21 protein-coding genes are annotated in these 26,093 nt (G+C 64.5%); 8 read left to right on the top strand and 13 right to left on the bottom strand.

Translation table 11 applies throughout. The features are described 5' to 3' along the window. The first annotated feature begins 20 nt into the window (after positions 1-20). Positions 21-491 (top strand): MaoC family dehydratase, encoded by a 471-nt coding sequence (locus HU760_RS07400; protein WP_186676199.1) that lies wholly within the window; start codon positions 21-23, stop codon positions 489-491. A 59-nt stretch (positions 492-550) separates the two neighbouring features. On the opposite strand, the gene HU760_RS07395 is transcribed toward HU760_RS07400, so the two are convergent. From HU760_RS07395 to HU760_RS07370, 6 genes are all read right to left on the bottom strand, one after another. Then, a complete protein-coding gene (locus HU760_RS07395) occupies positions 551-1,789 on the bottom strand; it encodes an RNA polymerase sigma factor (protein ID WP_186676198.1) in 1,239 nt (412 codons plus the stop codon). Beyond that, positions 1,789-2,274: an SRPBCC family protein gene (locus HU760_RS07390; protein WP_186676197.1), complete on the bottom strand. Its 486-nt coding sequence runs from the start codon at positions 2,272-2,274 to the stop codon at positions 1,789-1,791. The genes HU760_RS07395 and HU760_RS07390 overlap by 1 nt, the downstream gene beginning before the upstream one ends. Positions 2,275-2,294: 20 nt before the next feature. Further along, positions 2,295-2,639, bottom strand: a complete 345-nt coding sequence (locus tag HU760_RS07385) for a YciI family protein (RefSeq protein WP_170031347.1) — start codon at positions 2,637-2,639, stop codon at positions 2,295-2,297. Between the two features lie 43 nt (positions 2,640-2,682). Beyond that, positions 2,683-3,108, bottom strand: coding sequence for a YybH family protein (locus tag HU760_RS07380; protein ID WP_186676196.1), 426 nt, complete (start codon positions 3,106-3,108; stop codon positions 2,683-2,685). A 131-nt stretch (positions 3,109-3,239) separates the two neighbouring features. Next, entirely contained in the window at positions 3,240-3,866 is a 627-nt protein-coding gene (locus HU760_RS07375; RefSeq protein ID WP_186676195.1) for a LysE family translocator, read from the bottom strand. A gap of 129 nt (positions 3,867-3,995) precedes the next feature. Next, positions 3,996-4,253 carry a DUF2790 domain-containing protein gene (locus tag HU760_RS07370; RefSeq protein WP_186676194.1) on the bottom strand — a complete coding sequence of 86 codons (258 nt, stop codon included), beginning with the start codon at positions 4,251-4,253 and terminating at the stop codon, positions 3,996-3,998. A gap of 353 nt (positions 4,254-4,606) precedes the next feature. Here HU760_RS07370 and HU760_RS07365 point away from each other — a divergent pair, with 353 nt between their 5' ends. Then, complete coding sequence (locus HU760_RS07365) at positions 4,607-4,975, top strand: GNAT family N-acetyltransferase (RefSeq protein ID WP_186676192.1); 369 nt, start codon at positions 4,607-4,609, stop codon at positions 4,973-4,975. Here the strand turns inward: HU760_RS07365 and def are convergent. From def to HU760_RS07350, 3 genes are all read right to left on the bottom strand, one after another. Beyond that, the gene (gene def, locus HU760_RS07360) at positions 4,930-5,466 is read right to left on the bottom strand and encodes a peptide deformylase (protein WP_186676190.1); all 537 of its coding nucleotides are present in this window, start codon (positions 5,464-5,466) and stop codon (positions 4,930-4,932) included. The two genes, HU760_RS07365 and def, sit on opposite strands and share 46 nt — an antisense overlap. Continuing rightward, positions 5,463-6,422, bottom strand: a complete 960-nt coding sequence (locus tag HU760_RS07355) for a YihY/virulence factor BrkB family protein (RefSeq protein WP_186676188.1) — start codon at positions 6,420-6,422, stop codon at positions 5,463-5,465. The genes def and HU760_RS07355 overlap by 4 nt, the downstream gene beginning before the upstream one ends. A 152-nt stretch (positions 6,423-6,574) precedes the next feature. Further along, on the bottom strand, positions 6,575-6,754 hold the full coding sequence (locus HU760_RS07350; protein ID WP_186676185.1) for a CsbD family protein: 180 nt from the start codon (positions 6,752-6,754) through the stop codon (positions 6,575-6,577). A 198-nt stretch (positions 6,755-6,952) separates the two neighbouring features. On the opposite strand from HU760_RS07350, the gene HU760_RS07345 reads away from it, so the two are divergent. Further along, a complete protein-coding gene (locus tag HU760_RS07345; RefSeq protein WP_186676182.1) occupies positions 6,953-7,333 on the top strand; it encodes a hypothetical protein in 381 nt (126 codons plus the stop codon). Here HU760_RS07345 and HU760_RS07340 read toward each other — a convergent pair whose 3' ends face one another. Then, the gene (locus tag HU760_RS07340) at positions 7,334-8,170 is read right to left on the bottom strand and encodes a CvfB family protein (RefSeq protein ID WP_186676179.1); all 837 of its coding nucleotides are present in this window, start codon (positions 8,168-8,170) and stop codon (positions 7,334-7,336) included. 131 nt (positions 8,171-8,301) lie between these two features. Between HU760_RS07340 and HU760_RS07335 the strand changes: the two genes are divergently transcribed. Beyond that, positions 8,302-9,168: a DUF6279 family lipoprotein gene (locus HU760_RS07335; protein WP_186676175.1), complete on the top strand. Its 867-nt coding sequence runs from the start codon at positions 8,302-8,304 to the stop codon at positions 9,166-9,168. 123 nt (positions 9,169-9,291) lie between these two features. On the opposite strand, the gene aceK is transcribed toward HU760_RS07335, so the two are convergent. Continuing rightward, positions 9,292-11,007 carry a bifunctional isocitrate dehydrogenase kinase/phosphatase gene (gene aceK, locus HU760_RS07330; RefSeq protein ID WP_186676172.1) on the bottom strand — a complete coding sequence of 572 codons (1,716 nt, stop codon included), beginning with the start codon at positions 11,005-11,007 and terminating at the stop codon, positions 9,292-9,294. A gap of 156 nt (positions 11,008-11,163) precedes the next feature. On the opposite strand from aceK, the gene HU760_RS07325 reads away from it, so the two are divergent. Both HU760_RS07325 and HU760_RS07320 read left to right on the top strand, forming a co-directional pair. Continuing rightward, on the top strand, positions 11,164-12,039 hold the full coding sequence (locus tag HU760_RS07325) for a DMT family transporter (protein ID WP_186676170.1): 876 nt from the start codon (positions 11,164-11,166) through the stop codon (positions 12,037-12,039). Between the two features lie 13 nt (positions 12,040-12,052). Next, a complete protein-coding gene (locus tag HU760_RS07320) occupies positions 12,053-12,511 on the top strand; it encodes a DUF4265 domain-containing protein (RefSeq protein ID WP_186676168.1) in 459 nt (152 codons plus the stop codon). Positions 12,512-12,514: 3 nt separating this feature from the next. Here HU760_RS07320 and HU760_RS07315 read toward each other — a convergent pair whose 3' ends face one another. Continuing rightward, a complete protein-coding gene (locus tag HU760_RS07315) occupies positions 12,515-13,396 on the bottom strand; it encodes a DMT family transporter (protein ID WP_186676166.1) in 882 nt (293 codons plus the stop codon). Positions 13,397-13,848: 452 nt separating this feature from the next. Here HU760_RS07315 and pvdO point away from each other — a divergent pair, with 452 nt between their 5' ends. Then, on the top strand, positions 13,849-14,709 hold the full coding sequence (gene pvdO / locus HU760_RS07310; protein ID WP_186676164.1) for a dihydropyoverdine dehydrogenase: 861 nt from the start codon (positions 13,849-13,851) through the stop codon (positions 14,707-14,709). A 125-nt stretch (positions 14,710-14,834) separates the two neighbouring features. Beyond that, positions 14,835-17,294, top strand: coding sequence for a TonB-dependent siderophore receptor (locus HU760_RS07305; RefSeq protein ID WP_186676162.1), 2,460 nt, complete (start codon positions 14,835-14,837; stop codon positions 17,292-17,294). 219 nt (positions 17,295-17,513) lie between these two features. Here HU760_RS07305 and HU760_RS07300 read toward each other — a convergent pair whose 3' ends face one another. After that, positions 17,514-26,093 (bottom strand): non-ribosomal peptide synthetase, encoded by an 8,580-nt coding sequence (locus tag HU760_RS07300; protein ID WP_186676160.1) that lies wholly within the window; start codon positions 26,091-26,093, stop codon positions 17,514-17,516.

The following is a 26,093-nucleotide window of genomic DNA, read 5'->3' as shown; positions in this document are numbered from 1 at the left end:
CGCCCCCTAAGGAAGCCCCGATGACCCAGGTCAGCAACACGCCCTACGAAGCCCTCGAAGTCGGTCAGAAGGCCGAATACAAGAAGTCCGTTGAAGAACGTGATATCCAGCTGTTCGCCGCGATGTCCGGCGACCATAACCCGGTGCACCTGGATGCCGAGTTCGCCGCCAAGAGCATGTTCCGCGAGCGCATTGCCCACGGCATGTTCAGCGGCGCGCTGATCAGCGCTGCGGTGGCCTGCACCCTGCCCGGCCCTGGCACCATCTACCTGGGCCAGCAAATGAGCTTCCAGAAGCCGGTGAAGATTGGCGACACCCTGACCGTGCGCCTGGAAATCCTCGAGAAGCTGCCCAAGTTCAAGGTGCGTATCGCCACCAATGTGTACAACCAGAACGATGAACTGGTGGTCGAGGGTGAGGCCGAGATCCTGGCGCCGCGCAAGCAGCAGACCGTCGAGCTGGTGTCGCCGCCGAATTTTGTCGCTAGCTGAACAGTGATGCAGGCAGTATTGGCCCTGTAGCCGGCAAGCCAGGGCCGGGACTGCCAACGTCAATCAGTGGCGTGTAAACGCCGCTCGATATGGCGCCGTTCCGGCTCCTGCCGGGCCAGCGCCAGTGCCTGCCGCCAGGCCGCACGCGCTTGCTCCACTTGCCCCAGTTGGTAATGCAGCTCGGCCCGCGCCGCATGCGCCAGGTGGTAATCCTGCAGTTCACCCCGCGCCAGAATCCCTTCGATTTCCCGCAGGCCAACTTCCGGCCCGTCCCGCTTCGCCAGCGCCACCGCCCGGTTCAACGCCACCACGGCCGACGGCCAATGCCGCTGCAAGACATCATACAGCCCGACAATCTCGACCCAGTCGGTGTCCTCGGCCGTGGCCGCTTCGGCATGCACTGCCGCAATCGCCGCCTGCACGGTATAGGCGCCGAACGCCCGGCTTTGCAGGGCCTGGCGCACCAGTTCGCAACCTTCGGCAATGCGCCGTTGGTCCCACAGGCTGCGGTCCTGCTGCTCCAGCACCACCAGATTGCCCTGGCGATCGGTACGCGCCCGCTGCCGGGACGCTTGAAGCAGCATCAAGGCCAGCAGGCCGACCGCCTCCGGGTCGGGCAGCAACTGCACCAGCAGGCGCGCCAGGCGAATGGCCTCGTCACTCAGCTCCTGCTGCAACAACGCTTCGCCCGACGACGCCGAATAGCCTTCGTTGAACACCAGGTAGATCACGCGTAGCACGCTTTCCAGGCGCTCAGGCAGCTCGCTCAGTTCCGGCACCTGATAGGGAATGCCGGCATCGCGGATCTTGGCCTTGGCACGCACGATGCGCTGGGCGATGGTGGCCGGGCTTTGCAGGAAGGCACGGGCGATCTGCTCGGTGGTCAGGTCGCAGACTTCGCGCAGGGTCAGCGGTACCTGGGCATCGGCAGACAACGCCGGGTGGCAGCAGGTAAAGATCAGCCGCAGGCGGTCGTCCGCCAGCAATTCTTCTTCACTGGGATCCTGCACCTGGCCTTCGAGCAGCATGCTCAGGTCTGCCTGTGAGCGGTCGAAACGGGCACGTCGGCGCAGCGCATCGATGGCCTTGAAGCGCCCGGTGGAAACCAGCCACGCCCGTGGGTTGGCGGGTATGCCGTCGCGCTGCCAGCGCTCGACCGCGATGAAGAAGGCATCATGCATGGCCTCCTCGGCCAGGTCGAAGTCGCCCAACAGGCGGATCAGCGTCGCCAGGATGCGGCGCGACTCTTGCCGGTAGACCGCCTCGACTTCGGCGCGCACCTGCGCCACGGCCCTCATCAGTCCGGCATCCGCTGGGTCACCACCTCCACCAGCCGGTCCAGGCTTTCACCCCACCCCTGGTGGAAACCCATCTCCTCATGGGCACGGCAGTCGGTGGCGTTCCAGTGCCAGGCACGGGCGGTGTAGCGGGTCTTGCCCTGCTCCTCGTCAAAACTGATCACGGCGGTCATGAAGGCCTTGTCCGACGGCACCCAGCCCGGGTTGAAGGCATCGGTAAACACCAACCGGCGCGGCGCGGCAATTTCCAGGAACACGCCCAGGTTCGGGTACTCGCTGCCGTCCGGCGCGCGCATCAGGGTGCGGAACAGGCCACCGGGCCACAACTGCATCTCGCACTCCGGGGTGGTCATGCCGTGCGGGCCCCACCACTGCATCAACCACTGGGGTTCGGTCCAGGCGCGGAACACCTTGGCCGGTGGCGCGTCGATCAGGCGGCTGATGGACAATTCGTGTTGCGCTTGCGCAGGCAGTGCAAGGGTCATGCTCAGGCTCTCCGTCGCTGTCAGGGTTGCAGTTCACGCACTGGCCGCACCTCGACACTGCCAACCCGCGCAGCGGGGATGCCCTTGGCGATGTTCAGCGCCTCGTTCAGGTCGCGGGCCTCCACCAGGTAGAAGCCGGCCAGTTGCTCCTTGGTCTCGGCGAACGGGCCATCGGTCAGGCTCATCTGGCCGTTGCGCATGCGCACCGTGGTGGCGGTCTGCACCGACTTCAGCGCTTCGGCCGCCAGCATTCGCCCGGAGCCCTGGATGGATTCGGCGTACGCCATGCATTCGGCGTCTTCCGGGCTGTCGGGCAGGCTGTGCAGCAGCCCCTCGTCACAATAGACCAGGCACAGGTATTTCATGGTCGCCTCCAGGTATTGGCAACGTACGTTTGGCGATAACCACTCAGGGTTTGAGATCGAACAGCGCTTTCTGGGTCTGCATGTCGAATGGCGCCGACCAGTGTTCATGGATTACCTGCCACTGGCCGCCCTGACGACGATAGCCTACGGTGGCGCGCATGAAGCCGCACTGGCTTTCGTTGTCGGCCGGGCCACAGCGATTCAGCCAGTGGGCCAGGGCCAGGTCATCAGCGGCATGCACGGTGAGTTCGGCGAGTTCGAAGACCATCGGGCCGGTACACAAGCCCATGCACATTTCCCAGTGCGCCTGGTAATTGGCCTTGCCTTTGAATTGCAGGGCCTGGATGGCATCGAAGGCTACGATGTCGTCGGCATAAGGAGCGATGATGCTGGGGATGTCGCGGTCGCGTACGGCCTGCATCCAGCGCGCGATCAGTTGGTGGATCTCGGTTTCGGCTGTGCTGCTCATCGGGGGTTCCTCCGACAGGTCATGGGTGGCGGCAACGCCGGCAGCGTGCCTTCACCTATGGTCGATCCGAGGACGGGGCAATCGACAAGGCCTGGAAATATTTCTGGCGGAGCGGCAATGGGCCGACCTGCTCAAACGAACTCCCGATACCCCGACACGATCACGTACGCTGCAAAATAGCAGAAGATTGCCGCCGACAGCAGATACGACCAGGTCAGCAACCGGTCACCCAGCAAGCGCCCGCCATGGCTGGCAATGCCACACAAGCCAACGCACCACACCAGCCCAGCCGCGAAGAAACCGCCGAGGAACAACCCGACCTCCAGCAGGCTGCCGCCGCCGGAACGGGAGATCAGCACGCCCCCCACCGCGGCAAACCACAAGATGGCGCTGGGCGACGACATGGCCAGGAAGACACCGCGCAGGAATTCGCGCCAGCCCGATTCCACCACCACCTCGGCCCGCGCCTCCATGTGCCCGCCGCGCCACGCCGCCAGCAGCATTTTCAGCGCAAACCACACCAGCAGCACCGAACCACCCAGCCACAGCGCCCAGCGCACCGATTCGAACTGCAGCAGCACGGTCATACCGGCGAGTGCGGCGATGGCATACAGCAGGTCGCCGACGCAGGTGCCGAGGCCCAGCCAGAAGCCCTGGAGAAAACCGCGCTGCATGGCCAGGGTAATCATGGCGATATTGGCGATGCCGATATCCAGGCACAGGGACAGGCTGAGGAGGAAACCGTTGGAGAAAGGCATGCAAGGCTCGACTGCGGCTCAAGAAAGCGGCGTAGAGCGTGCCATGAGTGCGCTGCGGAAGGGAAGTGCGCAGGTGGCCTCGGGGCAACAGACCGCCGCAGGGGCCACCCACATCAGACAACGACCTGGTCAACCCTGCTGGCAACCCTCACCCATGGCACGGTACTGGATGGTATGCACCTGCCCCTGGTGGTCCTCGTAGGTCATGGTCGCCGGGACCACTTCGCAGACGTTGGGGATGGTCGACAGGTTGATCACCCGCTTGATATCCAGATTCATCGAATAGTCGTATTGCTGGGCCAGGGGCTCGCTGCTGACGGGTTTGGCCTCGTCGGCGAGGGCGAACGAGGACATACCGACCAATGCAAGAATCAGTAATGGTTTCATGTGAGTCTGCCTTTCAAGCGTTCAAGCTGATCGATTGACTTCTATTGCCGTAACGGCGCGGAGAAGTTGCCATCTGCGGTAGAGATGGCACGAAGTACCGATCCCGCTTCGTACTGCCAGGGGGGATGCTTGAAAGTCTACTCTCGGCCCTGAATAGTTGAACCCCACAGTCGGATATTCAGCCTTGCAGGATTTGCAACAATCTGCGACAACGTGGCCGCAACTCGTCAGGCCAGAGCTTTTGGCCACCTTTCAGGGCAGGACTCGCCATTTCAGCCAATCTTCAATGTTCGCCACTGTCGGCCGCCGAACGCCCGCTGCTGAACCATTTTTACCGCCAGCACGGCACGCGCATGCGTGCTGCGGGCGACGGGCAACTGTGGGTAGCCCGGGCTCCGGGCATCATCGCCGGGTTGAGCCTGAGTGCGGCAGGCAACGGTTTCTGGCTGAGTGGATTGTTCGTCGACCCGCAATGGCGTCGCCAGGGGACAGCCGGGCGCTTGATCGAGGCGGCGCTGGCGCAGGCAGGCGGGCCGACCTGGCTGTTCTGCCATCCGGACCTTGCAGCCTTCTACCAGCGCCTGGGCTTCGCCTCGGCCGGGCACCTGCCGGAAGCCCTGGCTGGCCGCCTGCTGCGCTACCAGCGCAGCAAACGCCTGGTAGCCCTGCAGTGGGGTCAGTCGTCGCTGGAGTCAAGCCCGGGGAACAGCACCTCGGTGTAGCCGAACCGGGAGAAGTCCTGGATGCGTGACGGGTACAGGCGGCCGATCAGGTGGTCGCATTCGTGCTGCACCACCCGGGCATGGAAGCCTTCGGCAAAGCGCTCGATCGGCTTGCCCTGGGGGTCGAGGCCGGTATAGCAGATGTGCTTGAAACGCGGCACCACGCCACGCAGGCCAGGTACCGACAGGCAGCCTTCCCAACCGTCCTCCATTTCGCTGGAGGTTGGCGTAATCAGCGGGTTGAGCAGGATGGTCTGCGGCACCGGTTCGGCATCCGGGTACCGCTCGCTGCGCTCGAAGCCAAAGATCACCAGCTGCAGGTCGATGCCGACCTGCGGCGCCGCCAGGCCGACCCCGCCGACGTGATGCATGGTTTCGAACATGTCGTCGATCAGTTGCTGCAACTCGGCGCTGCCGAACATGTGCTGGGGTACGGGCGGGGCGATGCGCAGCAGGCGTTCGTCACCCATCTTGAGAATGTCGCGGATCATCGGGGGTTCGGCTCGGTAGGTTGGTGCTCGCTGGGTACCGGGTGTTCATGGCCCAGCACGGTAATGGTGGCGTGGGGCGTGTGCTCGGCAGCTTCCTTTTCGCCCGGGTTCTTGCCCTCGCTGGACATATGCTCGATCACGGCGTTCATCTCCGCGCCCAGCAGCAACACCGCAGCGGAAATGTAGAAATACAGCAACAGCACGATGATTGCACCAATGCTGCCGTACATGGCGTTGTAGTCGGCAAAGGTCTTCACGTAATAGGCAAAGCCCAGCGATGCCACGATCCACACCACCACCGCCAACACCGAGCCCGGCGTGATGAAGCGAAACTCCTGTTTCACATCCGGCATCACGTAGTAGATCACCGCCACTGCGACCATCAGCAGAATGACGATCACCGGCCAGCGCAGTACGGTCCACAAGATGACGATGTACTCCTGCATGCCAACCTGCGCAGCGATCCATTCCATGACCTGCGGGCCCAGCACCATCAGCGCGGCCGCCACCAGCAGCATGCCGGCCAAGCCTACCGTGTAGAAAATCGACAGCGGCATGCGCTTCCAGGCCGGGCGCCCCTCGGGTACGTCGTAGGCGGCGTTCATCGCGCTCATCATCAGGCGCACACCGGCCGAGGCGGTCCACAGGGCGATCACGATACCCACCGACAGCAACCCGCCCTTGGACTGTTGCAACTGGTCGATCACCGGGTTCACCTGCTCCAGTGCCTGGGGCGGCAGCACCAGTTCCGACTGCAGGCGCAGCCAGGAGAAGAAGTCCGGCAAGTGCAGAAAGCCGATCAGCGCTATCAGGAACAGCAGAAAAGGGAACAGCGAAAACAGTGCCTGATAAGCCAATGCCGAGGCGTAGGTGGACATCTCGTCGTCAAGGAATTCCTTGACTGTACGTACCAGCACGCGGTGCAAGGGCAGGCCGCGCAGGTCGGGGAAAATCATAGCGTCTCCTTTCGCCGCTTGATCGGTTCAACGGACAAGTCTAATAGACCCTGTCGGCAGTGCGTTGCTCCCGGCAATGCTTCAGGAATTTTCTTACGCCAGTAACAGCCTCCTCGCGGGGCAAACGCGAAGAGGCCGATTCGACACTCACATCAAGGCTTTTTCACTGCATCCTTCACATTGCCCTTGATCTGCTGCCCCTCACCTTTCAGCTCCTGCGCCTCGCCCTCGGCGCGCAGCCTGTCATTGTCGGTGACTTTGCCAACACCCTGCTTGACGTTACCGATCGCTTCGTTGGCCAACCCCTTGGCTTTGTCTTTGGTACCGCTCATGGCAAAACTCCTGCAACTGGAGACACGTGGACCGTGTCGACAGTCGGTGGACCCAGGCCCTTCGCCAGGAGTTTCAATGAATCACATATGCATGAGCCAAGCGGCATCATTGCAGGCATGGCAGACTGCAAGCCTTGCCGCGCCGGGTGCCACCCCTCACAATGCAGGCCTTCATAGCGTCAACCCGCAGGAACCTGCATGAAACTCGACAAACCCGCCGCCATCGCCCGGCGCAACCAGGCATTGGCCCGGCCGGTGCTGACCAGCGCCAATACCCTGTTCGCCATTCTCGACCGCAAACGCAACCTGTGGTGGTTCGAGGTGCCGGTGGCGCTGCTGCGCAAGGGCCAGCCCGACTGGGTCAACCTGCTGCTGCACACCCCGGAAAGCGATGAGCTGCAGCACCTGAAAGTGCCGACCAACTTCCTGCGCGCCCATCAGGAGCAGATGGAAGTGCGCAACCCCGGCAAGCGCCGCTCGACCATCAGCCTGGCGCTCAGTGCCGACCGCGATTCGCTGCTGCGCGACACCCGCCCGGGTGGCGAGCAGCTGGACTTCCGTACCTTCGTGCAGGCCTGATCAGGCCTTCTCGATCCGATCGTCATGGATGACGATACGGCCCTGCTTGAACAGGCCGCCAATGGCCTTCTTGAAGTTGCCCTTGCTGACGTTGAACAGCTTGCTGATCAGCGCCGGGTCGCTCTTGTCACACACCCCCAGCACCCCGCCTTCGGCCTCCAGGCGTGCCATGATCTGCTCCTGCAGGCTGTCGGCCAGGGCCGCGCCCACCGGTTGCAGGCTGAGGGCGATCTTGCCGTCGTGGCGCACTTCCTTGATGAAGCCCTTTTCGTGCATGCCCGAACGCAGGAACTTGAACACCTCGTTCTTGTGGATCAGGCCCCAGTGGCGGTTGTTGATGATGGCCTTGAAGCCCATCGGCGTTTCGCCGGCCACCAGCAGCTCGACCGGCTGGCCTACCTGGTAGTCCGCCGGGGTGCGGTCGAGGTAGCGGTCCAGGCGCGAGGTGGCGGTGATGCGGCGGGTGCGCTTGTCGAGGTAGACGTGGACCACGCAATAGTCGCCGATCTTCAGCGGCCGCGCCTCTTCCGAGTACGGCATCAGCAGGTCCTTGGACAGGCCCCAATCGAGGAAGATGCCGGCCCCGTTGATGTCCTTGACCTTGAGGCTGGCGAACTCGCCGACCTGCACCTTGGGCTTTTCGGTGGTGGCAATCAGCTGGTCTTCGCTGTCCAGGTAGAGGAACACGTTCAACCAGTCATCGACTTCGGTTTCGGCGTTTTTCGGGATGTAGCGCGCGGGCAGCAGGATCTCGCCGTCGGCACCGCCATCCAGGTACAGGCCGAAGTCCACGTGTTTCACGATTTGCAAACTGTTGTAACGCCCAAGCAGAGCCATTTCCGATGATCCTCAAGACAAGGCGGCTATTCTACACCTGAAGCCAGCGCGCCGCCCGACCGCTGATGCAGTGGAACCGTCAGCCGCCCCCTTGCGTCTACCGTCTGGCAAGCCTCAGCAAGGAACAGCCCATGCCGCTACGCCTGTCCAAAGCCCTGCTCATCGCCATCGGCTTCGTCATGGCGGTGGCCGCCTGCAGCCGCATTGACCTGGCCTACCGCAACCTCGACCGCCTGGTGCCATGGTCGCTGGGCGACTACCTGGACATGAACCGTGAACAGAAGGCCATGCTCGACGACCGCCTGCGCGAACACCTGGCCTGGCATTGCCAGACCCAATTGCCCGGTTACCTCGACTGGCTGGACCGGATACGCGACATGGTGGCCGACGACCAGGTAACCGACCAGGCCCTGCAGCAACGCACCCGCGAAGCCCGCGAGGCGATTGGCCGGGTGGCCGAGGAAATCACCCCGTCGGCCACTGAACTGCTGCGCGGCATGAGTGACGCCCAGGTGGCGGAGATGCGGGATGCCTTCCGCGACGACATCGCCGAACGGCAGAAACAGTATGTCGATACGCCGCTGTCGAAACAGATTGCCCGCCGTGCCGAACGCATGGAAAAACGCCTCACGCCCTGGTTTGGCGAGCTGACCCCGGTGCAGCAGCAGCGGGTGCGGGCCTGGTCCGAGGCGCTGGGCGACCAGAACCGCGAATGGATCGCCAACCGCGCCCACTGGCAGCAGCAACTGCTGCTGGCGATGAACCAGCGTAACGACGCCAGCTTCGAACCGCGCCTGGCGACCTTGCTGCAGCGCAAGGAGAGCTTGTGGACGCCGGCGTATCGCGCGGCGTATCAGAACACCGAACGGCAGGCACGTAGCCTGCTGGTGGACCTGGTGCAGCAGAGCACGCCGCAGCAGCGGCGGTTCCTGCAGGAGCGGCTGGGCCAGGTGCGCACCAATTTCAGCGAATTGAAGTGCTTGAAGGGGGAACGGTGACAAGCAGGCCCGGCCTCTTCGCGGGTAAACCCGCTCCCACAGGCACCCCACTGGTTTCGCGTACTGTGCCGTATCTTTGGGAGCGGGTTTACCCGCGAAGAGGCCGGGCCTGCTAAAGCACAGTCACCGCCCCTTGCGCCGATACGGAAACACATCGATCACTTTCCCCTCGCGTATCGCCGCCTGCAGCCCCTTCCAGTAATCCGCGTCGTACAGCTCCCCATGCAGGCGGCTGAACAACCGACGCTGGCCGATATCGGCGAACAGGAACGGCGGAAATTCTTCGGGAAACACATCATGCGGCCCGATCGAGTACCACGGCTCGCCCGACATCTCGTCTTCCGGGTAGCGCGGCGGCGGGATGTGGCGGAAGTTGACCTCGGTCAGGAAGCTGATTTCGTCATAGTCATAGAACACCACCCGGCCATGCCGGGTAACGCCAAAATTCTTCAGCAGCATGTCGCCAGGGAAGATATTCGCTGCCGCCAGCTGCTTGATGGCAAGGCCGTAATCCTCCAGCGCCTCCAGCACCTGCGCTTCGCTGGCCTGCTCCAGGTACAGGTTCAGTGGCGTCATGCGCCGCTCGGTCCAGCAGTGGCGAATCAGCACCGTGTCGCCCTCCAGCGCCACGGTCGAGGGCGCCACCTCCAGCAGCTCGGCCAGGCACTCCGGCTCGAACTTGCCGCGCGGGAAGCGGAAATCGGCAAACTCCTGGGTATCGGCCATGCGCCCCACCCGATCGACACTCTTCACCAGCCGGTACTTGTCGATCACCGTGGCGCGGTCGACTGTCTTCGATGGCGAAAAGCGGTCCTTGATGATCTTGAACACGGTATTGAAACCCGGCAGGGTGAACACGCTCATGACCATGCCACGTACCCCGGGCGCCATGACGAAGCGGTCGTCGCTGCTGGCCAGGTGGTTGATCAGCTCCCGGTAGAACTCCGACTTGCCGTGCTTGTAGAAACCAATGGAGGTGTACAGCTCGGCAATGTGCTTGCCCGGCAGAATACGCTTGAGAAAGTTGACGAACTCCGCCGGCACCGGCACATCGACCATGAAGTACGAGCGCGTGAAGGAAAAGATGATCGACACCTCGGCCTCGTCGGTGATCAGCGCATCGGCCTCGATGCCATGCCCTTCGCGGTGCAGCAGCGGAATCACCAGCGGCCACTGCTCGTCGCTGTTGTATAGCCGGCCGACCAGGTAGGCCCCCTTGTTGCGGTACAGCACCGGCACGAACAACTCCAGGGCCAGGGCCGGGTCCTTGCATACCCAGTCCGGCAGGCAGTCGCGCAACTGCTCTTCCAGGCGCGCCAGGTCGCCCTCCAGGTCGCCGTACGGCACATCGAACGGGTAATCGGCAAATACCGCCCGCAGCAAGCCTTTCAGACCACCGACAGGCCGATAGGTGCAGGTTTGCGCAGCACGTTCGCGGCTGCGCATGGAGGGCCGGGTGGTGTGGATGAACATGCAGCCGTCGCTGATCAGGTCGTGGCTGAACAGGCTGCAGAACAGCGAGTTGTACCAGGTCTCGGCCAGCTCGTCGTCCAGGCGCGGGTCGATCAGGTGGATGTAGGCGTTCTTCACAAGAGGCCATTGCGCCACGTCCAGCAGCACCTCCTCGGCAAACCCTTGGCGCAGCCAGCCGTTGACCTCGCCGACCTTTTCTTCGTAGAGGTTGATGCGAGCGGCAGCGGCACGCTGGATTTCCTGCCAGCGCGCCTGTTCGAAGCGCTTGCGGGCGCCGAGGGTGAGGCGCCGGAAGTGGTCACGGTAGTCGTCGAAACCGGCGAGGATCATCCGGGCAATCTCGACGGCGGGCCAGGGTTGGGGCATGTGCGGGCCTCGGTGCAGGGCGAAATACAGAGCTTAGCCGTCCCTTGGGCTTTGCGGTGGCGATTGGGCCAACGCAGGGTTACAGCGCAAGAAAGCACAAGAATCCCCCCGCCCCCTGGCGTACACTCGCGCCCTGCCCTGCCGCCGGAGACCGTTGTGAGCCCCATCGCCCTAGCCCGCCTGCTGACCCTTGCCGCCGTCTGGGGGGCGAGTTTCCTGTTCATGCGCATCATCGCCCCGGAGCTTGGCACGCTACCGACCGCATTTTTCCGCGTATCCATCGCCTGCCTGGGCCTGGTCGCGCTGTTTGCCGCCGCCCGGGTGCGCTGGGACTTCCAGGGCAAGCTGGGCGCCTGCCTGGTACTGGGCATGATCAACTCCGGCATTCCGGCCACCTTCTATTCCGTGGCCGCCCAGGTGTTACCGGCCGGCTATTCGGCGATCTTCAACGCCACCACGCCGCTGATGGGCGTGCTGGTCGGTGCGCTGTTCTTCCGCGAGCCAATGACGCTGGCCAAGCTATGCGGCATCTTCCTCGGCCTGTTCGGCGTCGGCATCCTCAGCGGTGCCGGCCCGGTGGCCCTCGACCTGGCCCTGCTGCAGGGCGCCCTCGCCTGCCTGGCAGCCACCACCTGCTACGGCTTTGCCGGCTTCCTCGCGCGCCGCTGGGTCAGCGGCCTGGACAGCCGCCTGTCGGCACTGGGCAGCATGCTCGGCGCTACCCTGATGCTCAGCCCGCTGTTTGCCTGGAGCGCACTGAGCCAGCCCCCGGCCAGCTGGGGCGGCTGGCAGGTGTGGCTGTCGCTGCTGGGCCTGGGCTTGCTGTGTACCGCATTCGCCTACATCCTGTACTTCCGCCTGCTGGAGGAAATCGGCCCGGTCAAGGCGAGCACCGTGACCTTCCTGATTCCGGTGTTCGGCGTATTGTGGGGGGCATGGCTGCTGGACGAACCGCTGTCGATGGCGCACCTGTACGGCGGCCTGCTGATCGGTGCGGCGTTGTGGCTGGTGCTGCGCCCGGCGCGCAGCTGAAGCGAGGTAGACAGTGAACAGCGCATACAAGAAGGTCTTGTTCCGCCTGGAACAGGACGCAAACGGCTATCCGCCGGCCTCGGTCGAGGGGCTGTGGGCCAGGGCCGTGGAAGGTGGCTATGCCGTCGACAACATTCCCTTCCATGTCTACGGTATTGCCCCGGGCGACGTGATCGCCACCCGCGAAGAAGCCGGCGAAACCTGGTTTGCCGAACTGCGCCGCAGCAGCGGCAGCTCGGTGTTCCGGGTTATCGTCAAGCCCCCGGAAACCCTGGACCAGGTACGCGCGGCGCTGCAAGACTTCGGCTGCAACTGCGAGACCGAACAGGCGGTGAAGATGCTGGCGCTGGAGGTTCCGCCGCAGCGTTCGCTCGACACCCTGCTCTACTACCTGCTCACCCAGCGCGATGCCGGCCTGCTGGACTTCGAGGAAGGCGTGCTGCGCCACGCCATCCCCGAAGAATTCCGCTAAGGCCTACGCCTCGGCCAGGCGCGCGGCCGGCTTGCGGAACACGAACAGCAGGCCCACCACGATCAACCCCATGCCCAGCAGGCCGAGCGGTGCCAGGCGGTTACCGAAGATCAGCAAGTCCATCACCGCAGTCACGGCCGGCACCAGGTAGAACAGGCTGGTGACATTGACCAGGTTGCCCCTGGCGATCAGCCGGTACAACAACAAGGTCGCCAGCAGCGAGACCACCAGGCCCATCCACAGCAGCGCGCCGACGAAGCCGCCGCTCCACTGCACATGCAGTGGCTGCAGCGGCGCGAACAGTGCACACATGGCAAAGCCGGCCAGGTACTGCAACGGCAGGGTGCCCATGGGGTTGTCGGTGATGCGCTTCTGCAGGATCGAGCCAAAGGTCATGCTGGCCAGCGCCAGCAGGGCGAACAGCATTCCTGCCAGCGATACCCCGCCCAGGTTGATGCCCTGGTAGACCACCATGATCAGGCCAGCCAGTCCCAAGCCCAGGCCGAACAGGCGGCTCCACGAGCGCTGGCGCTCCATCAGTACCACGGTCAGGATCGGCTGTACCCCCATCACCGTGGCCATGATGCCGGGGGTGACCTGGGTGGCGAGCGCCAGCAGGTAGAAGATCTGGTAGGCACCAAGCAGCACACAGCCGGTGCCCAGGGCCCGCAGCACGGCGCTGCGACTGCGCGGCCAGCGTAGCCCCAGCAGCGGCCCGATCAGCAGCACGCCGGCCAGGGCCAGCGCCGAGCGCAGCAGCAGAAAGGCGAACGGGCTGGCCTGCGCCAGGCCCAGCTTGGAAACGATCGCCCCGCTGCTCCACAGCAGGACGAACAGGCAGGTAGTGGCCGCCGAGGCCACGGAGGTTTTGCTAAAGACAGACATGGGTTGCCACCTGATATAAGGCAAATAAGCCAGACGGACGACGTGCGCTTCAGCGAGGGAAGTCGCCGCCCGTGTCCAGTAGGTTGCGTGTGCGAAGGGGAACGGCCGGAAGCCGATCAGCCCAGTACGACCACGCAGCGAGGCGGAGCTACGCCGCCCACGACGCCACTGACAGGTGGTGGATAGTGACTGATCATGACCGGCTGCTGGCGGCCACGCACGACCATGCCCGCGACTGGCGCGATGGCAAAGCATGTGGTGGAAGGGCTGGCTGGCATGAGCAGGTCATCGGGAAGAGAACAATAGGCCGGACTATAGCCCGGTGCTTCCTGGCTGGCAACTGTCGCCGGCCACGCACCCACAACGACTGCACGCCCCTGGTTAATTTTCCACCGCCCCGGTTCGTCTGAATGCGAAACGCAGCCCGCATTCACCCGTTCCGAGGACCACCGATGAACGTATCCACCTGGCTTTGCCGGCCAGCCCAGATCACCTGCCTGCTGCTGGTCAGCGCCCATGCCCACGCCGCCAAACCCGGTGACGTGTTCCAGGACTGCAAGGACTGCCCGGAAATGGTCGTGCTACCCGCCGGCAGCTACCTGATGGGCGCCCCCGACGATGAACTCGGCCGCCAGCCCGACGAAGGCCCGCTGCACACCGTGACCTTCGCCAAACCCTTCGCCATGAGCCGCTATCAGGTCACCGCTGGCGAACTGGACGCCTACATCAAGGCCACCGGCACCGTGATCAGCAGCGGCGACGACCGCCCCGGCCGCTGGTGCCAGGCCAGCAAGCCCAGCTACCCACAGGGCCCCCGCCAACCGGCGGTGTGCGTTGACTACGACGAAGTGCAGGCCTACACCCGCTGGCTGGCGAAAACCACCGGCAAGCCCTACCGCATGGTCAGCGAGGCCGAACGTGAATACGCCGCCCGCGCAGGCTCCAGCGGCCCGTTCCCCTTCCCCTTCGACGAACCGGGCAAGTACCAGATCAGCAAGCACGCCAACACCTACGGCCCCAGGGATGGTTACGCCTTTACCGCCCCGGTGGGCAGCTACCCGGCCAATGCCTTCGGCATGTACGACATGCACGGCAACGTCTACGAATGGGTCGCCGACTGCTACCACGACAGCTACCAAGGCGCGCCCGCCGACGGCAGCGCCTGGGTTCAGGACCCCCAGTGCATCCGCGCGCACATGCGTGGCAACGACTGGGGCGAGCCGCCGATCTTCTCCCGCTCGGCCAACCGCAACGACCGCCTCAAGACCACCCGCGGTGACTTCCTCGGATTTCGCGTAGCACGTGAATTGTGAAGGTGTGACGCGGTTGGCGCAGCAGCCTCGAAAAAAATTGGCAATAAGAATCGTTCCGGTTTTTTCCAGGTGCTGCGTCCTATTGCTGACACAGATAAAACCCTCTGCCAACGAGACCGCAATAGATGTCCAAGTCCCTGCCCGGCCCGCTCAACCCACTTGCCAAAGCGTTACTGATGCGTCACTCCCTCCGTCCCCGGCGCGCGTTATCACGCGTCAGCCTGGGCCTGGCGATGTCCACTGCGATGGTCACCCAGGTACAGGCACAGGAATGGACCCTGGACATTCCCGCGCAGCCGATGAATTCGGCATTGCAGGCACTGGCCAGACAGACCGATACCCAGTTGCTGTACAGCCCGGAGGACATCGGCGGGTTGCGCTCGAAGGGCCTCAATGGCCAGCACGACCTCGCTTCGTCACTGGCCATCCTGCTAGCTGGCAGCGGCCTGCGTTACCAGATCGACGGCAATACCGTGACCGTCAGCGCAGGCTCAAGCGCAAAGGACGGCCAGGTCGAGCTTTCGGCGACCAACGTCAGTAGCACGGGCCTGGGGGCCACCACCGAAGGCACAGGGTCGTACACCACCGGTGTGACCAGCACCGCCACGCGCATGAACCTGTCGATTCGGGAAACACCGCAAAGCATCAGTGTCATTACCCGGCAGCAGATGGACGACCAGCACCTGGCGACCATCACCGACGTGCTGAAACAGAACCCGGGCATCACCATGTCCCAGGACGGTGGAGAACGCTTTCACATCTATTCGCGCGGTTCGGAAATCAGCACCTACCAGCTCGATGGCGTGAACACGACCCAGGACTACCTCACCCGCAACATGCCCAACACCCTGATGGACATGGCCATGTTCGACCGGGTGGAAATCGTTCGCGGCGCCACCGGCCTGATGACCGGTGCCGGCGAGCCCAATGGTGTGGTCAACATGGTGCGCAAGCGCCCGACCCGTGAGTTCCAGTCCTATGTGCAGGCTGGTGTGGGCTCCTGGGATTACTATCGCACCGAGGCCGACGTCTCCGGCCCGCTGATCGAAAGCGGCAAGCTGCGCGGCCGCCTGGTAGCGGCCAAGCAAAGCAACCAGAGCTACATGGACTGGTACAGCCAGGACCGTGACCTGGTGTACGGTGTGCTAGAGGCCGACCTGACCGATACCACCACCGTGCGCTTCGGCATGGACTACCAGACCTACGACGCCAATGGTGCCCCGGGCGTGCCGCTGTTCTTCAACAATGGCCAGCCCACCAACTTCTCCCGCTCGACCAGCTCCGGCCCACGCTGGATGTACGAAGACTACACCACTAGAAACTACTCCTTTGGCCTGGACCAGGAGCTTGGCCATGGCTGGCAATTGAAGATGGCCGGCAACTACATGGATGTCGATCGTGACTCGCTGTCGGCGTTCTACCGCACCGGTGCGGGGGTATCCACCCTCGACCAGGCCAGCGGCAATGCCAAGGCCGACCTGCTGCAGGTCGATGCCCACCAAGTCCAGCGCGGCGTGAACATCACGCTGCAGGGGCCTTTCGAGTTGTTTGGCCAGACCCACGAGCTGGTTACCGGCTTCGACTACCTGGATTACGAGAACAACCACTTCACCGGCACCGCCGGTGCCGCCGATTTCAATTTCTACACCTGGGGCAACCGCATACCGCAACCTGGCAACTATTCCCCCCTGCTGGACTATGACCTGTTCATCCGCCAGACCGGTTATTTCATCGCCACTCGCCTCAACTTCACCGACGACCTGCACCTGATCCTCGGTGCCCGTACCACCAGTTACCGTTCGGACTCGGACCAGGTGGTGCTGACCACCGGCAACGGCAACCCATCGCACCTGCAGGAGCGTGGCGAATTCACGCCGTATGCTGGCCTGATCTATGACCTGAGCGACGAGCAATCGGTGTATGCCAGCTATACCGATATCTTCAAGCCGCAGACCAGCCGCGACCGGACAGGCAAGGTGCTCGACCCCGTCATCGGGCAGAATTATGAAATGGGCTGGAAAGGCGAGTTCTACGAGGGCCGCCTGAACGCCAACGCCGCCATCTACCTGATCAAACGCGACAATCTTGCCGAGGAAGACACCGGATTCAGCGTACCGGGCGTGCCTAACTCCACCGCGTATCGCGCGGTCAGCGGCGCCGAAACCAAAGGCATCGACCTTGAACTGTCGGGCGAGGTGGCTCGCGGCCTGGAACTGCACGCCGGCTACAGCCATTCCCGCACCGAGGATGCCAACGGCACGCGCCTGACTTCGCAATTGCCGCTGGATACATTCCGCCTGTGGACCACCTACCGCCTGCCCGGCGAATGGGAGCGCCTGACTGTCGGTGGTGGGGTCAACTGGAACTCCGAGCAATCCCTGGCCACCCGCTACAACACCCGCATCACCCAGGAAGACTACGCCGTTGCCAGCCTGATGGCCCGCTACAAGATCAGCGAACACCTGGCCGCTACCTTGAACGTGGACAACCTGTTCGACAAGAAGTACTACGCTGGCCTGGCCGGTAACTACGGCCACTATGGCGCGCCGAGAAACGCAACGTTGAACCTGCGCTACGATTTCTGAGCGCAGAAACGAAAACGGCGACCTCAGGGTCGCCTTTTTCATGCCGGCACACTCTTCAGAAGCAGTGCTCGGTCCATTGCCGGAGCGGGCATGCCTGCGAATACCGGCACAGCCGGTGCCCCCGCGTCACCTGATTCGCGGATAAATCCGCTCCTACAGGTACAGCGCCGGCTTCGAGTTGACGCGGCACCTGCAGGAGCGGCTTTGTGCTTCGCGGGTTTACTCGCTTATCGTGTCTGCCAGCAACAGCCTGGCCATCATTCCCTCAAGCACATCCGCGTGCGCAAGGATGTCATAGTGCCCGGCATCGACGCCCAGGTCCTGGCAACTACCCGCAATGCTACCCGCGTGCACACCCCCTCCCGCCCACCAGCAACTGGCCGCGATCTCGGTAGGCGGCAGCTGGCGCAAACGACGCGACAGTTCCTTGAGCTTCATGGCCACGACGAAGGTCTGGGCCAGATCGGCGTTGCCAATTTGCGCATAGCCCGACTGCGCCGCCTGGGTGACACGCACCGTCTCGATCACCCGTTCCAGCGCCGCCTGACCAGTGCCTGCCGGTACCGTCGGCAGCACCAGCGCAGTTGCCGAAACCCCGAGGATAACTGCCAGGAAACCCCGCAGGTCAGCGCTCCAGTCGCTTTCCGGCATGGCTTGCCCGGCCGTGGGCACAAAGCTGTCCACCAACGCCAGCAAGGCAACCCGCTGCCCCTGGTTTTCCAGCTCTTTGGCGACCAGCACTGCCAGAGTGCCGCCAAGCGACCAGCCGGCCAGTTGATAAGGGCCTTCGGGTTGCTTCTGTCGAATGTACTGGGCGTAGTCGATCGCCATCGTCTCGAGCGAGTCGTCCACCCAGGCAGGGTCGAGCAACATACGGCATTGCAGGCCATATACCGTACAGCGGCCGTCCAGCTGGCGCGCCAACGGCTCGTAATCGAACACCGTGCCGAACCCGGCATGCAGGCAGAACAACGGCGGGCTTGCGTCTACCCGGGTGTTGAGCGGCAGCAGCGGGTCCCGGCCAGGCTCATCAGGCGCATAACCAGACAACTCGGCGATAGTCGGCCGGGCAATCACATCGCGCAGTTTCAGTTCGATCGGCAGCTCCTCGCAGGCACGTACCCTGGACAGCATCTTGAGCACCCGCAGCGAGTCGCCGCCCAGCTCGAAGAAATTGTCATCGACGCCGACCTGCTGCACGTCCAGCACATCCTGCCAGATCGCCGCCAACGCCTGCTCGATGGCATTGCGCGGCGCCATCCACGCCCTGCCTGTGGTGAACGCCGGTGTTGGCAAGCCGTTGCGGTCGACCTTGCCATTGGGCGTGAGCGGCAGCGCTGGCAGCAGCACCAGCTGTGCCGGCACCATGTAGTCCGGCAGCTCGGCACGCAAGGCATCGCGTAAAGGCTCGGCGCGGATAGCGGCGTTGACCGGCACCACATAGCCGATCAGCTGCTTGCCGCCGTTGCTGTCACGCGCCACCACCACGGCGTCGCGGACGCCCGCCAGGTTGCGCAGGCGCGCCTCGATTTCCCCGGGTTCGATGCGGAAGCCGCGGATTTTCAGCTGGTTGTCCAGCCGCCCGAGAAAGTCGATGACCCCATCGGCACGCCGCCGCACCCGATCGCCAGTGCGATACAGGCGGCCACCGCTGGCGAACGGGTCGGCCACGAAGCGCTCGGCCGTGAGCGCCGCGCGCTGGTGATAACCTCGCGCCAGGCCCGCACCGCCAATGTAAAGCTCGCCAGCGACACCATCGGGCAGCGGGTTGAGGCCCGAGTCCAGCACATGCAGGGTGCGCTCGCCAACGCGGTCACCGATCGGCGCGTACACGGCCCCGCAGGCCTGCTGCACGGGCACTTTCCACAACAGAGGGGTGACCACGGTTTCCGTCGGGCCGTAGCCATTGGTCAACCAGCGCGGACGCAACGCGCGCTTGACCTGTTCGAACAGGGCATCCGGCACCGCATCACCGCCAAAACAGTACACCCGCACCGCAGGTGCAGGTTGCGCCTGGCCCTCGGCGTATTCGGCCAGCTGTTGCAGGTAGGCCGGCGGGAAGCAGGCGATATCGATGCGCTGGTCATGCAAGGTCTGCCAGGTTTCTTCGGCGCTCCACAATCGATGGTCGCGCAACACCAGGCAACCGCCCGAGGACAATGTCGACAGCCAGCGTTCCTGCGCACCGTCAAAGGCGAACGACATGAACAACAGCTCGCGGGTTTGCGCGCCCATCTCGTAAAGCTCGGCAATGGCCTGGCAGTGCATGCGGATCTGGCCGTGGCTCACCGCCACGCCCTTGGGCTTGCCGGTCGAGCCCGAGGTGTAGATCAGGTAGGCCAGGTTGTCCGCGCAGGCGCGCGACGCCGGGGCAGTCGCGGGCAGATGCTCCAGCGCCTGCTGGTCGAGCTCGACGCAGCGCGCCACTTGGCTGAAGCGCTGACGCAGGCCGCTGCTGGTGAGCAGCAGGTGCATTGCCGAATCCTCGACGATCCACTGCAGGCGCTCCTGCGGGTAGTCGATATCCAGCGGCACATAGGCTGCGCCGGTCTTCATCACCGCCAGGAACGCCACGATCACTGCCACAGACCGCTCCAGCGCGATACCCACGCTGGTTTCCGGGCCTACCCCCTGGGCAATCAGGTAATGGGCCAGGCGGTTGGCATGGGCGTCCAGTTGCCCATACGTCAGGTGCTCGCCGGCGCAGATCACCGCCATGGCATCGCCGTGCTCACGGGCATGCGCGGCGATGCTTGCGGCGAGCAACGGCTGCTCGCGCTCGGGCGCCACCAGGTGGTTGCGCAGAGAGGCGTGCTGCGCCTGGCTCGGCGTCAGCATGCCCAGGCTCCCCAGCGTCGCCTGGGGGTTGTCGAGCATGGCGCCGAGCAGGCTCTCGAAACTGCCGCGCAGGCATTCGACGGCGGTTTCGGTAAAGCGGTTGCGCAAGTACAAGAACTCCACCGTGAAGGTTTCGCCCAGTTGCACGGCCAGGTCCATGGCATAGTTGGTGACGTCGCGGTGGCGTACTTCGCCAAAGCGCAGCGTTGCCCCGCCGCCCTCGCGCAGGCGGTCGTCGACCGGGTAGTTCTCGAATACCACGATGCTGTCGAACAACGCTTGCCCCGGCTGCCCGGCCCAACGCTGCACATCAGCCAGCGCGGCGTGCTCGTGGTCGCGCAGTTCCAGGTTGAAGTGCTGCAGCTGCTGCAGCCAGTCGCTGACGATGTGCTGGGGTTGCGGTGCCTGCACCACCGGTAGCGTGTTGATGAACAGCCCCAGCATCTCGTCCGCTCCGGCCAGGCTGGCGGGGCGCCCCGCCACGGTAGCGCCGAAGCACACGCTGGCCTGGCCGGTGTAACGTTGCAGCAGCAACAGCCAGGCACCCTGCACCAAGGTGTTGGGCGTGACTCGCAGGCGCCGGGCCTGATCGCGCAGCCGTTGCGTGCGCCGGGCATCCCAGCGCAGGTACAGCGCATGGTGCCCGGCAAGCGTGGCGTCCGCGGGTGGCGCGATACTGTCGGCCAACAGCGTCGGCCCCTCCAGTGCCTGTAGCTTGGCGCGCCAGAACTGCTCCAGTTGGTCGCGCGGTTGCGCGTCGAGCCAACGGATGTAGTCGCCGAAGCGCCCACCTGAGTGGCTCACCGGCCGGCCGTGATACACCTGCAGCACTTCTCCCAGCAACCGGGAATTGCTCCAGCCATCCATGAGGATGTGATGGCGCGACCAGATCAGGTGCAGGCGTTGCTCATCCAGCTGCACCAGGGTCAAGCGCATCAACGGCGCGCTGGCCAGGTCGAAACCTTCCCCGGCGTCCTCGTCTGCCAACCGCTGCAGGGCCTCGCCGGTCACTTCACGGCCACGCCAGTCGATGACGCGCAACGGCAGGCTGGCCTGACGCTGCACCACCTGCACGGGCTGGGCCCACTGCGCCGAAGCGAGGAACAGCGTGCGCAGGATGTCGTGGCTGGCGATCACCTGATTCCAGGCGGCAACGAAACGCTCGCTGTCCAGGCCCTGCACCTCGACGCAAGTCTGGTTGATGTACAGCGCTGCTTCGCGCTCGTGCAGGGTATGGAACAGCATGCCCTGCTGCATTGGCGAAAGCGGGTAGATGTCGGCAACCTGGGCGGCGGGTAGCGGCAGGCGGTCCAGTTGCGCCTGGGTCAGCCCGGCCAGCGGAAAGTCCGATGGGGTAAAGCCCCGGCTGTCGTCCTCGCAGCAGTGCTTGATCAGGGCCTTGAGCTCTTCGCCATAGGCGTCGGCCAGGTGCTGGATGGTCGCGCTATCGAAGACGTCACGGCTGAAGGTCCAGCCCAGCGTCAGCTCACCGCCATACACCTGGCCATTGAGGACCAGCAGGCCGCTCAGCGGTGCGTCCTCGTCCTGGTTCAGGCCGGCAGATTCCCTGGCCGGCCTGAACAGGCTGGCCTGCTGGTCGAAACTGCCATCGAATTGGCCCAGGTAGTTGAAGATGATCGCGCCCTGGGCCAGCGCCGCCAAGGTTGCCTGTGCCTCGCCACCGGCCAGGTAACGCAGTACACCGTAGCCAAGGCCCTTGTTGGGTACTGTGCGCAGTTGCTCCTTGACCGTCTTGATCGAGGCCGCCAGATCGGGCTGTGCGGTCAACTTGACCGGGTACATGCTGGTAAACCAGCCCACGGTGCGGCTCAGGTCGATACCCGCGAACAGGTCCTCGCGGCCGTGGCCTTCCAGGCGTACCAGTACCTGCGGCAGCCCGGTCCAACGGCTGACGGTACGGGCCAGCGCCGTCAACAGCAGGTCGTTGATTTGCGTGCGGTAAGCAGCGGGCGCCTGTTGCAGCAACTGGCGGGTAGCGGCCGAGTCCAGGCGCGTGCTCACCGTTGCGGCATGCTTGTGCCGGTTCTCGCCGTGGGGGTTGTCGCAAGGCAAGGCATCACTGGCATCTTGCAGTTGATCACGCCAGAAGTGCAGCTCCTGCTGCAGCACCTGCCGGCTGGCATAGGCCTGCAGTTGTTCGGCCCAGGCCTTGAACGCGCTGGTCTTGGCCGGCAATTTTACCGGCTGCCCGGCAGCATGGGCCTGATAGGCCTGCTGCAGGTCTTCGAGCAGCACCCGCCATGACACGCCATCCACCACCAGGTGATGGATGACCAGCAGCAACCGCTGGCTGGCGTCTGGCAGCGTTGCCAGTACGGCGCGCAACAGTGGCCCCTCGGTCAGTTTCAAGCTGCGCTGGGCCTGGTCGGCCAGCTGGGCCAGCGCCTCGGCATTGGCGCACTCGCATACCCACAGCAGCTCGGTCGGTACCGCTGTGCCAATCGCGGCCTGCCAGTGGCCATCGTGCTGCCAGGCATTGAGCCGCAGCACGTCGTGATGGCTATGGAGGTCCCCCAGCGCCTGGCGCAACAGGGCTGCATCCAGTGCCTGAGCGGGTTCGAGCAGCACCGCCTGGTTCCAGTGGTCAGGGGCGGCAAGCGCTTGTTCGAAGAACCACCGCTGTACCGGAATCAGCGGTACAGGACCGGTCACCGCAGCTTGCTCCAACGCTGGTGCTTCGCTGCGCCGGGCAACCGACGCCAGCCCTTGCACCGTCTGATGCTGCAGCAGCTCTTTGGGCGTGAAGTGTATGTCTGCCTGACGTGCGCGGCTGACCACTTGCAGCGAGATGATCGAGTCGCCACCCAGCTCGAAGAAGTTGTCGGTCAGGCCGACCTGTTCCCGCTTCAGCACGTCCGCCCAGATCGCCGCGATCTGCTGCTCCAACGCGCTCTGCGGGGCGACGTACTCACCCTGCAACTGGCTGGCATCCGCCTGCGGCAGTGCCTTGCGGTCGAGCTTGCCGTTCGGCGTCAGCGGCAGCTGGTCGAGCAGCAGCAGGTGCGCCGGCACCATGTAGTCCGGCAAGCCGGCCTTGAGCGCGGCACGCAGGCTGTCGCGCAATGCGCCCTGCTCTTGCGAGCTGTCGGCAGGCACCACGCAGGCCACCAGTTGCTTGCCGTTCGCCCCGTCCTGGGCCAGCACCACCGCTTCCTGCACGCTCGGCAGTTCCAGCAGGCGCGCTTCGATCTCGCCCAGCTCGATGCGCAGGCCGCGGATCTTCACCTGGTGGTCGATACGCCCGGCGTAGTCGATCACCCCGTCGGCGCGGTAGCGCGCCAGGTCGCCGGTGCGGTACAGGCGCCCGCCAGCGGCGCTGAACGGGTCTGGCACGAAGCGTTCGGCGGTCAGCGCCGGGCGCTGGTGGTAGCCACGGGCCAGGCCCACGCCACCGAGGTACAGCTCACCGGCACTGCCGCGTACCGCCGGGTGCAGGCTGCCATCGAGGATGTGGGCCTTGAGGTTGTCGATCGGCTGGCCGATCGGCACGCTGATATTTTCCTCCGGCTGGCAGGTCCAGTGGGTGACGTCGATGGCCGCTTCGGTCGGCCCGTACAGGTTGTACAGGCTCGCCGCCGGCAGGCGTTGCAGGGTCTGGCGGGCCAGCTCGGCCGGCAGTGCTTCGCCACTGCACACCACGCGCCGGAGGCTGATGCAGCGCTCCACCGCTTCGTGGCTCATGAACGCCTGCAGCATCGACGGCACGAAGTGCAGCGTGCTGATGCCGTAGTGGTTGATCGTGTCCACCAGCAGCTGTGGGTCGCGGTGCGCCCCCGGCTGGGCCACGACCAGCCGCGCGCCGGTCATCAGCGGCCAGAAGAACTCCCACACCGACACGTCGAAGCTGAACGGGGTCTTCTGCAGCACCCTGTCGCTGGCGTCCAGGCCGTAGGCCTTCTGCATCCAGCACAGGCGGTTGACCAGTGCCCGATGGCTGTTGCCGGCGCCTTTCGGGCGACCGGTGGAGCCGGAGGTGTAGATCACGTAGGCGAGGTTCAGCGGTGCCACCGCGACGTTCGGATTGGCCGCGCTGTAGCTGCTCAGGTCTTCCGTATCCAGCTCCAGGCAGCGTAGCCCGACCGGGATCGGCAGGCTGTCGCGCAGGTGCGACTGGCTCAGCAGCAAGCCGATGCCGCTGTCGTCGAACATGTAGCGCAGGCGCTCCTGCGGGTACTCCGGGTCCAGCGGCAGGTAGGCGCCGCCGGCCTTGACGATGCCCAGCAGGCCGATGACCATCTCCAGGCTGCGCTCCATGGCAATGCCGACCAGCACGTCCGGGCCCACGCCTTGCTCGCGCAACCGGTGCGCCAGCTGGTTGGCACGGCGGTTGAGTTCGGCATAGCTCAGGGCCTGCTCGCCGAATACCAGCGCCGGGGCATCCGGGGTGGTGCACACCTGGGCCTCGATCAGCTGATGAATGCTGCACTCGTCCGGGTAGGCTGCCTGAGTGGCATTCCAGCCATGCACGATCTGTTGCCGCTCCCCGTCATCCAGCAATGGCAGTTCGGCCACCCGCTGCTCAGGGTTGGCGACTATCCCCTGCAGCAGATTCAGCCAGTGTCGCGCCATCTGCTGGATGGTCGACGCATCGAACAGGTCGGTGGCGAAGGTCAGCGTGGCGCCGATGCCCTGCCCATGCTCGAAGCTGTCCAGCGTCAGGTCGAACTGCGCCGCCTGCACGTTCCACTGCAGCGCTTCTACCTCCAGGCCTGGCAAGCGATGGCGCTCGCCCTTGCCTCGGACCTGGTGGTTGTACATCACCTGGAACAGTGGGCTATGGCTCAGGCTGCGCTCCGGCTGCAAGGCATCGACCAACTGCTCGAAGGGCAGGTCCTGATGCGCCTGCGCGCCCAACGCGCGCTGTCGCACTTGTGCCAGCAGCTCGGTAAAGGTCAGCTGCGTGTCGAATTCGGCACGCATCACCTGGGTGTTGACGAAAAAGCCGATCAGCCGCTCGGTTTCCACGCGGTTTCGGTTGGCGATGGGCACGCCCACGCGCACATCGGCCTGCCCGGAGTAGCGGTGCAACAGCGCCTGGAAACTCGCCAGCAGCAGCATGAAGGGCGTCGCCCCCTGCTGCTGTGCCAGTTGCCTGAGGGACAGGCTCAACGCCTCGCCGAGGTCAACATCGATTCGTTCGCCGCGATAGCTTTGCAACGCTGGGCGTGGCCGGTCGGTGGGCAGTTCCAGTACCGGATGCTCATCGCCCAGCTGCGCGGTCCAGTAGGCCAGCTGACGCTCACGCTCTCCGGCTTCCATCCAGGCACGCTGCCAGATCGCATAATCGGCGTACTGGATAGGCAGTTCGGCCAGCGCCACCTCACGGCCTTGGCTGTAACCCTCATACAGGCGCACCAACTCATCGATGAGCAGTGGCATCGACCAGCCATCGGCGACGATATGGTGCAACGTCAGCACCAGCACATGCTCATCCGCCGCCAGGTCGAACAGCTTGACCCGCAGCAGCGGCCCATGGACCAGGTCGAACGGCTGCTGAACTTCCAGCGCAACCTGCGCCTGCAACACCTGCTCTGCCACTGCCCCCAAGGCCTGGCGGGCCAGCTGGAACGGCTGGTTCGGGTGGACGACCTGGATCAGCTGGCCCTCCACCTCGCCAATGCTCGTGCGCAAGGCTTCGTGACGTTGAATCAGCGTCTCGAAGCTGCGTTGCAAGGCAGCCACATCGAGCCGCCCCCTGAACCTGAGCGCAGTCGGAATGTTATAGGCCGAGCCGGCGGGCTCCAGTTGCCAGAGGAACCACTGGCGTTGCTGGGCATAGGACAGCAGCGGGCGTTCGACTTCGTGCCTGACCACCGGGATGGGCAGCTGCGCGAGGGTGACGCCCTTGGACGCCAGTTTTTCGAGAAACAGCTGCTGCTGCGCCTGGGGCAGACGAATGAAGCGATAAACCAGGTCTGCGTTTCTGTTGTCCGTGTGCAT

Source organism: Pseudomonas oryzicola, assembly GCF_014269185.2.
GTDB classification, from domain to species: domain Bacteria; phylum Pseudomonadota; class Gammaproteobacteria; order Pseudomonadales; family Pseudomonadaceae; genus Aquipseudomonas; species Aquipseudomonas oryzicola.
Note: the sequence above shows the minus strand (reverse complement) of the source record. Positions and strands in the feature narration are given on the sequence as shown.